Origin of the sequence: Anaerococcus sp. AH8042_DFU013_CI05 (genome assembly GCF_047936775.1) — a bacterium.
Classification (GTDB): domain Bacteria; phylum Bacillota; class Clostridia; order Tissierellales; family Peptoniphilaceae; genus Anaerococcus.
This window is the reverse complement of record NZ_CP175954.1, coordinates 1,746,964-1,752,963: the sequence shown is the minus strand read 5'-3', so window position 1 is coordinate 1,752,963 and position 6,000 is coordinate 1,746,964. Positions and strand designations below refer to the sequence as shown.

Annotated in this window: 5 protein-coding genes; all 5 read right to left on the bottom strand. The window is 34.5% G+C overall.

What is annotated here, in order from left to right; all coding sequences use genetic code 11:
- Window positions 1-228: 228 nt before the first annotated feature.
- Window positions 229-453, bottom strand: coding sequence for a DUF951 domain-containing protein (locus ACKRLN_RS08910; protein ID WP_203128327.1), 225 nt, complete (start codon window positions 451-453; stop codon window positions 229-231).
- Window positions 440-1,291, bottom strand: a complete 852-nt coding sequence (locus ACKRLN_RS08905; protein WP_203128325.1) for a mechanosensitive ion channel family protein — start codon at window positions 1,289-1,291, stop codon at window positions 440-442. The genes ACKRLN_RS08910 and ACKRLN_RS08905 overlap by 14 nt, the downstream gene beginning before the upstream one ends.
- Window positions 1,292-1,378: 87 nt before the next feature.
- Complete coding sequence (locus ACKRLN_RS08900; RefSeq protein WP_203128323.1) at window positions 1,379-1,861, bottom strand: SGNH/GDSL hydrolase family protein; 483 nt, start codon at window positions 1,859-1,861, stop codon at window positions 1,379-1,381.
- Window positions 1,858-3,852: an alpha-amylase family glycosyl hydrolase gene (locus ACKRLN_RS08895; RefSeq protein ID WP_416334891.1), complete on the bottom strand. Its 1,995-nt coding sequence runs from the start codon at window positions 3,850-3,852 to the stop codon at window positions 1,858-1,860. The genes ACKRLN_RS08900 and ACKRLN_RS08895 overlap by 4 nt, the downstream gene beginning before the upstream one ends.
- Window positions 3,853-3,867: 15 nt before the next feature.
- Window positions 3,868-5,925 carry an elongation factor G gene (fusA, locus tag ACKRLN_RS08890; protein WP_296142026.1) on the bottom strand — a complete coding sequence of 686 codons (2,058 nt, stop codon included), beginning with the start codon at window positions 5,923-5,925 and terminating at the stop codon, window positions 3,868-3,870.
- Window positions 5,926-6,000 lie beyond the last annotated feature (75 nt).

The window sequence follows — 6,000 nt, the reverse complement described above, 5'->3', positions numbered from 1 at the left end:
AGTCTACCATTTAATTTTGGCTTTGTCAAATCTTTTTGCAAGTTTTTTACAAAGATTTTACTCAGCATTTACAAATTAACTGTATCGACTTTATATAGTCTATCACCTTTTTGATGACTTGTCAAGAGTTTTTTTTAATTTATTTTTAATCACTCTTCTTAGTCTTTGGTGTCGACTTTTTCTATTATACAGAACTGAATTTATATGTCAATAGTTTTTTAATTTTTTTTATAATTCTGGTTGATAGTTTACTATTGAGACCATCTTGCCGTTTTCATCTTGTATTTTTCTAATCTTTTTGTCAAAGTCTATGCGTTTTAGCCAAATAGCCTTCTCACACCCTAGGCATTTTATCTTCATATCTGCTCCCATGCGTTCTATCTCCCATTTATTTTCTCCACATGGATGGCCTTTTTTAAGAGTTATAATATCTCCTTGTTTATATTTCTTCATTTATTTCCTTTCCTTTTGCAATTGCTACTACTTGTATGCTTGGGTTTAAAGCTCTACCATATATCTCATCTATAATTAGTTTTCTTTCTTCTCTTCCCAAAGCCCATTGATGGCCTGGGACTGCTACTCCTGTTGTTCTTAGTAGATATGATGATTCACGAATTTCCATTATTCCAAATACACTTACATCTTGAATAATGTATTTTCCTAAATCTTTATCTGCTTTTAATTTTTTTGATACTGTTTCTACTATATCCTCAGCTTCTTCGTAGCTTACATCATATGATAAGTAAATATTACAATCAAATCTCATTGGGCCACTGTTTAAATTTTGGACATTTGTGATTTGCGAATTAGGAATTGTGTGAAGTGAACCGTCATAATCTCTAATTTTTGTATGGCGCATACCAAGTGTTTCGACAGTACCTTCAACTCCTGCTGTTTTTATCCAATCTCCCACTCTAAATGTATCATCTACGATAATAATGACTCCTGTAACTATATCTTTTACTAGAGTTTGTGCACCAAAAGCGATGGCAACTCCACCTATTCCAGCTGTTGCTATTATTGATCTGGTGTTTATTCCTAACATATCTAGAATAATCATCACAATTATAAAGCCTACTATAAATCGAATAACTGTATAAAGATTTTTACTTAGTGTTTCTATTCTTACTTTTCTATAACCATCTACATCCATTTTATTACTGAAGGATTTATTTATTAAATGCGATAGACTATCGAGCAATATTTTGCTGATAACTAGGATGATTAAAATTATTATGATATCTTTTACGATATTTGTTTTTATTAGCTGATTTATATCTATATCCGGCATAGTTCCTCCTTTTTTAGTTCAATATATATTTTATAATGTAATTTCAAATTTTGCCACAATAAAACACAGGGTTTTGTTCCTGTGTTTTTAGATTTGATTTATTATCTCATCAGCCAATTTTCTATGAAAGTCCTCTCTCATATGAAGTCCATCTATATACGAGGGTTTTATTTTTTTTGCATCTATTAATATTGCATCGAGATTTTTTTCTAAATCTCCTAATTTATTTATTTTTTCATTTATCTCAGCATATCTGGGGTAGGATTCGTCCTTTTCCATTAAGGGCGGGCTAATTATGATATTTTGCTTGCCTTTTGAATTTCTTAGTAGTTTTTTTATATTTTCAAAAACTTGGTCTGGGCTAGTAGCATCAAAAAAATCATTTGTGCCTGCAAATATTATTTGCATGTCGCAAGTCTCCGGTCTAAATCTTTCTAGCATGCCACTAGTGCGATCTCCATTTTTGCCTAAATTTATGACTTGATGGCCATAATCCTTTAGGAAATCTACATAAGATTTGCCTACCAAATAGCCTTCTGTATATGAATCTCCCAAACAAATTATTTTCACTGATCAATCCTTTGTAGGGCGAGGGCTGTTCTTGCTGGGATATAAATTTTTATCCCGTCATAGTCTGTGCCTGCTAGTCTTTCTGTCTTGTAGATATATTCATGAGAAATGCGGCCTTTGCCTCCAAATTTCACTTGGTCAGTATCCATGCCCACTTTAAATTTACCAATATCATGGATTGGAACTGCAAATGAATCGTATGAATTGATTGGGTGGAAGTTAAAAATATAAACTACATCTTTATTTCTGTATGCAATTACTTTTCTGTCATTATCTATCCAAAGTCTAAATATCCTGTTACCCAATTGCTCGTTATCTTTGGTAAATTCTAGCATTTTTTTATCAAATTTAGCTAAGTATTGGTATTTAAGATTATCATTTTCTAAAAGTGACCATTGGCGTTTGGCGTAATCAAAGGAATATCCATTGCCCTCTCTTGGAAAATCTATCCATTCTGGGTGGCCAAATTCATTGCCCATAAAGTTTAAATATCCATCTGCCCCCATGGTAATTGTAATCCATCTAATCATTTTGTGAAGGGCAAGGGCTCTTTCTACTATATAGTTGTCATCATCCTTACTCATATGCCAGTACATTTCCTGATCTGCCAAGGTAAAAATAGTGGTTTTTGAACCAACCAAAGCTTGGTCGTGACTTTCTACATAGGCTATGCGTTTTTCATCAGGGCGGTGGGTGGATAGTTCGTACCACATATTTGATAAATCCCAATCCTCATCGCGTTTTTCTAGGGTGCTTTCCCAAAAATCCGGCATACCCATAGCCAGCCTATAATCAAAACCTATACCACCTTTAGAAATTGGCATGCACATGCCTGGCATTGCTGACATATCTTCAGCAATGGTAATTACATCTTTTTTGACTTCTCGAGCTAATTCATTGGCCATTTGCAGATAATTTATAGCTTCTATATCCGTATTCATAGAAAAATACTTATCATAATGGTCAAAACTTACCCCACGACCGTGGTTTTTATAAATCATTGATGTAACTCCATCAAATCTAAAACCATCAAAGTGAAATTCTTCTAGCCAATATTTCACATTAGAAAGAAGGAAGTGAGCTACACCTGGTTTTGCATAGTCAAATAATTTACTATCCCAATCTGGATGTTCTCCCTTATTTCCAGTATGGAAAAATTGGTAATCTGTTCCATCAAATTCGTTGATGCCCTCGATAGTATTTTTTACAGCATGAGAATGAACCAAGTCCATTATCACATTTAACCCCATTTCGTGGGCAGTATTTACAAGTGATTTTAAATCATTAATTTCCCCATACCAGGAGCTTGGCGCATAAAAATTACTTACTTGGTAGCCAAAAGATCCGTAATATGGGTGCTCAGCAACGGCCATCAATTGAACTGTATTATAGCCTGCTTTTTTGATCCTAGGTAGGATATTTTTTTCAAATTCCTTATAAGTAGAAACTTTGCCTTCTTCGCCAGCCATGCCAATATGGGCTTCGTATATTAATAAATCGTCATTTTGAATTTTAAAATCATCATCGGTCCACTTAAATTTGGATCGAGGATTGTACATTATAGCTGCAAAATCACCATTTTCATCTCTTTCTACTCTTTTTGCAAAAAGCGGAATTCTATCAGAAATTTTGCCATTTGCATCTACCAAAACCTTTATACGTGAACCATGAGGGATGGTTTTTATACCCTTTATAGATATCTCCCAGTCCTCATCATTTATTTTTTTCATAGGATGGGCGTGTCTGTCCCAATCGTTAAAATCACCGATTAGGTAAAGTCCATCTGCATTTGGTGCCCATTCTCTGTAAATCCAACCAGTTTTTGTCTTATGAAAACCATAATAATGGTGGGCATTGGCAAAGTCAGAAAGTGTTTGGCCATCTCCTATGAGTCTATTTTTTGCTTTTTCGTATTCGCTCATTCTAAGATTTATATCATTTTCATAATCTTTTATCCAAGGGTCAATGTCTAAAATTTCCCACTTTGCCATCTTTGCCTCCTAAACTTATTCTTTGTGTGCTTCTATAACTTTTTGTGTAATTTCTTTTGGTACTTCTTCGTATCTTTCAAATTCCATTGAGAATGCGCCTCTTGCTGAAGTTTGGCTTCTTAAATCAATGGCATAGGTTAAAACTTCTGATAATGGAGCTTCGGCAAGTATTATTTGGCTGCCGTCTGCTTGTGGGTCCATGCCCAAAATTCTGCCGCGTCTTTTGTTCATATCACCCATGATATCTCCCATATATGATTCTGGAACTCTGATTTCAAGTTTCATAACTGGTTCTAAAAGTATTGGGTCTGCTTCTTCTATACCCTTTTTAAAGGCAATTCTCGCAGCAGATTTAAATGCTTGTTCGTTACTATCAACTGGGTGATAGGATCCATCATAAAGTGTCGCCTTGATGCCAGTTACCTTAAATCCTGCAAGTGGTCCTTCTAAAAGTGATTCTTCAAGGCCTTTTTCTACTGCTGGGAAATAGTTTTTAGGAACTGCTCCCCCAAATACTTCCTCATCAAAGACAAAATCTTCTTCGGTTGGCTCAAATCTGATAAATACGTCCCCATATTGGCCAGCACCACCTGATTGTTTTTTGTGCTTTCCTTGGACATCAGAATTGCCTTTTATAGTTTCTCTATATGGTATTTTGTAGTCTACTACTTCTGTATTTACTCCGTAGTTATCGCGAAGTTTGTCCATAATTACTTCAAGTTGGACATTTCCAAGACCTGATAATATTTGTTGGTGGGTTTCTGTATTTCTGTCGTCTTTGAAAGTAGGATCTTCTTCGATTAATTTTTGTAGGGCTTCAGAAATCTTATCCTCATCGTTTTTGCTAACAGCATTTATAGCATAAAATAAAACTGGTTTTGGATATTTAATTGGCTTGTATTCAATCTTATTTTCACTTGTAGCAAGGCTGTCACCTGTTGAAAGTTCGTCAAGTTTTGTAAAAGCTCCTATGTCCCCTGCAATAACCTTATCAGTTTTAATTTGCTCTTTGCCCCTTAGGAAAAATAAATTTGAAGCCTTAAGCTCCTTATTTTTTGTAACGTCTAAAATCTTATCATCTTTCGATACTGAACCTGATAATACTTTAAAAATAGAAATTTTACCAACAAATGGATCTGCAAGGGTTTTGAAAACTACTGCTGAGAATGGTGCATCTTCATTTGCATCGAATGCTTCATAACCATCTTTTACTCTAAAACCTATATGAGCTACCTCATCATCAATGGATGGCATATATCTAGTAATAACTTCTAACAGCTGAGTAAGTCCTATTTCTTTTTCGCTAGATCCTGCGATAAGTGGTACAACAGTACCATTAAGAATGGCTTCTGTAAGACCTTTTCTAAATTCGCTTTCAGAAAATTTTTCTCCTTCAAAAAATTTTTCCATTAACGAATCATCAGTTTCTGCTACCGCTTCTATGATTTCTTCATAAACTGCATCTACCTCTGCTAGACGGATTTCTGGGATTTCTACTTCTTTTTTCTCACCATTTTCGTAAGTGTAGGCTTTTTTATCTAAAACATCGATAACACCTTCAAATTCATCTCCCTCACCAAGCATCAATGTTAGAGGTATAACTTTTTTTCCAAACTCGATGTGAAGATCTGATACCACCTTATTAAAATGAGCATTTTCCTTATCAAGTTTGTTTACAAAAATAATTGATGGGAGATTTATCTCTTGGGTGTAGTTCCAATATTTTTCTGTGCCAACTTCTATCCCATTTTCTCCGTCAATTACAAAAAGCGCTGCCTCGCTAGCTCTAAGAGCCTGCAAAACTTCACCCTCAAAGTCAAAAAATCCAGGAGAATCTATAAAGTTTATCTTGTAGTCTTCGTATTCAACAGGAATAATTGAAGTTTGGATAGAAATCCCTCTTTTTTTCTCTTGAGCCTCATAGTCTGAAACTGTAGACCCTTCTTCAACTCTTCCTTTTTTATCGATTGCACCTGTTTTGTATAAAAGTGCTTCAGCAAGGCTAGTCTTACCGCTTGCTGAGTGACCGACTAAAGCTAAGTTTCTAATTTTGGATGTAGTATAATTTTTCATATTTTTCTCCTTTGTGAAAACATTTATATTTTTTTAAAAAATTATGTTTTCTAAATCCTTATAAGTTAATTATAT